This window comes from Zhongshania sp. (genome assembly GCF_041623545.1).
Lineage (GTDB): Bacteria > Pseudomonadota > Gammaproteobacteria > Pseudomonadales > Spongiibacteraceae > Spongiibacter.
The window spans coordinates 1-2,438 of the sequence record NZ_JBFJWS010000396.1; the positions used below are offsets into that span (position 1 = coordinate 1).

The following is a 2,438-nucleotide window of genomic DNA, read 5'->3' on the forward strand; positions in this document are numbered from 1 at the left end:
ATCACCCTGATCCTGATACCCTGTATGTATATGGTGCTCGAGGACGTGCGCGGACTTGCGGGGGCGAAATCACGCCGCGAGCTCGCGGCGGATTTCTAAAGGGGCTGGGTTAACGCGCCTCAATGTGGTACTGGGGTGCGTTAACGTATTAAGCCAGGAATAAATACCCAAAGGCCGACCAAACTCGCAAATGCCGCACTGATCAACACCCCTGCTGCAGCCACGTCCTTGGCTTTGCCAATGAGCTGATGCGTCTCGGGAACCGCTGCATCAGCCAAATATTCTAATGCGGTATTAAATGCTTCAGCCATCCACACCAAGGCGATCGCCGCAAATACCAAAATCCACTCTAAGCCACTTAAACCCGTTAATAAACCCAGCGCTAGAACACAAATAGCCACCACAAAGTGGATGCGCGCATTGTGTTGCTCTACCAATAAAATACCGAGTCCATTTAAGGCATCACGCAAGCTAGTGAACCGATCTAAAACGGAAAATTCACTGCCGCGCCGGCGGCGTTCAGTTTTTGCTCTCATCGCGGTACTATGACTCCCTCATTGTAATTCAGACATCGATTATGCCTACTTTTAAACATATTTCGCCCCAAGACGCCCACGCCATGCTTAACGCAGGTAATTGCCAATTAGCGGATATTCGCGACGAACAATCCTACGCCAGCGCCCACATTCCGGCCGCCAGTCATTTAGACAATCAAAGTCTTCAGCAATTTATTGAAAGCGCAGACCCAGATCAAGCGCTCATTATTTATTGTTATCACGGCAACAGCAGTCAAAGCGCTGCCCAGTATTTTGTTGAAAAGGATTTTACCGAGGTCTATAGCATGGACGGCGGCTTTGAAATGTGGCGCCAACTCTACCCGCAAATGACAACTACCGGGTAAGCCGCAGCGGCGTTTTCAATCCGCTGCGGGCACTACAACTATTTAAGGCGCTACACAGGCGATACAGAAAGCATATAGCCCGCGACTATCCCGCAACTGCAACATCGAGGACCACGCTGGCAGTACACTGTTCAATGCACTTAAGACCGGCGAGGAACTCTGCCACATCTGTTTAACCATCCCAGAGCCAAGTAGCAACTGCATCAGCTCCTCTTCAGGGCTCAGTGGCAGACGCAGCACTCGGCTCCGGACATCTGTCAGCCCCGCCAAAGCCGCCGCCGATGCCACCGCTTGTTTTAGGCCACCAAGCTCGTCGACCAAGCCCAGCTGCTGGGCATCGATGCCACTCCAAACTCGCCCTTCGGCAATGGGCTCGACCTGCTCCGCCAATTTATTTCGCCCATCCGCGACAATACTGATAAATCGACGATAGCCGTGTTCAATACCCGACTGTATGGCGCGTTCTAAAATGGGGTCCAAGGGAATATCGGGTCGCAGCTTACCCGCAACTGTGCTGGTACCAATGCCATCAGTGCTGATGCCCAAACCACTCAACATTTCATCCACGGTTGGAAAAGCGCCAAAAATACCGATAGAACCGGTTAGGGTCGCTGGGGTAGCCCATATTTCATCAGCGCCGGCGGCAATCCAGTAGCCCCCAGACGCAGCCATACTGCCCATAGAAACAACCAGTGGCTTACCCACTTCCTGCAGCTGTGCTAACTCAGCGCGAATCACCTCAGAAGCGAAGGCGGAGCCACCCCCGCTGTCGATACGCAACACCACGGCCTTCACATCTTTGTCGCGACGGGCCTGACGAATCAAGCTCGCCAAGCTGTCACCGCCAATCGTACCAGCCGGCTGGGTGCCATCAACAATATTACCACTGGCCACTATAACGCCAACGCCAGCGGGTTTACCGGGCCGTAAACTACGGCTTAAGGCGAGATAATCGCGATAAAAAACATGTTTATAAACACCCTCTTCATCTTCACCGACCCGCTCAACCAACATCGCTCGCAGCATGGGCCGACTGACTATGCCATCAACCAAACCATAATCGAGGGCCGCTTGGGCGGCGTCGCCGTCAACCTTAGCCATCACCTCGTCAATATGATTTACATAGTAATCAAACTTCTCAGCAGATATACCCCGGCGAGAAATGAGAGTATCGCGATACACCGTCCACAACTGGTCTAACCAGGCCTTATTGGACTCCTTCGCAGCCTCGGACATATCATTGCGGAGCAGCGGTTCAACAGCTGACTTAAAGCTGCCGACTTTAAAAACATGAAACCGAATTTTGAGCTTATTAATTGCATCAAAGAAGTAATTGCGAATAACTGCAAAGCCTTCAATACCAACACCGCCCATATTGTGGACAAAAATTTGATCGGCAAAACTGGCCAGCAAATATTGATCTTGATCATAATGACTGGCCGTCGCGACCACGGTTTTACCGCTATCGCGGAAACGGCTAATGGACTCAGACAACTCCAAGGTTTTACTCAGGCCAATATGCTGGAGCTCATCGAGC

The 2,438-nt window shown here is 51.7% G+C and carries 3 protein-coding genes; 1 reads left to right on the forward strand and 2 read right to left on the reverse strand.

The features are described 5' to 3' along the window. Positions 1-140: 140 nt before the first annotated feature. Entirely contained in the window at positions 141-536 is a 396-nt protein-coding gene (locus ABYT30_RS18415) for a diacylglycerol kinase family protein (protein WP_373083422.1), read from the reverse strand. A gap of 41 nt (positions 537-577) precedes the next feature. On the opposite strand from ABYT30_RS18415, the gene glpE reads away from it, so the two are divergent. Continuing rightward, entirely contained in the window at positions 578-901 is a 324-nt protein-coding gene (gene glpE / locus ABYT30_RS18420; protein WP_373083423.1) for a thiosulfate sulfurtransferase GlpE, read from the forward strand. Between the two features lie 42 nt (positions 902-943). Here glpE and sppA read toward each other — a convergent pair. Then, positions 944-2,438: signal peptide peptidase SppA (sppA, locus tag ABYT30_RS18425; protein WP_373097973.1), on the reverse strand; the 1,495-nt coding region annotated here is incomplete at its 5' end.

Coding starts and splice junctions, on each gene's coding strand:
- ABYT30_RS18415 (WP_373083422.1), bottom strand. CDS start 536: ATGAGAGCAAAAACTGAACGCCGCCGGCGCGGCAGTGAATTTTCCGTT.
- glpE (WP_373083423.1), top strand. CDS start 578: ATGCCTACTTTTAAACATATTTCGCCCCAAGACGCCCACGCCATGCTT.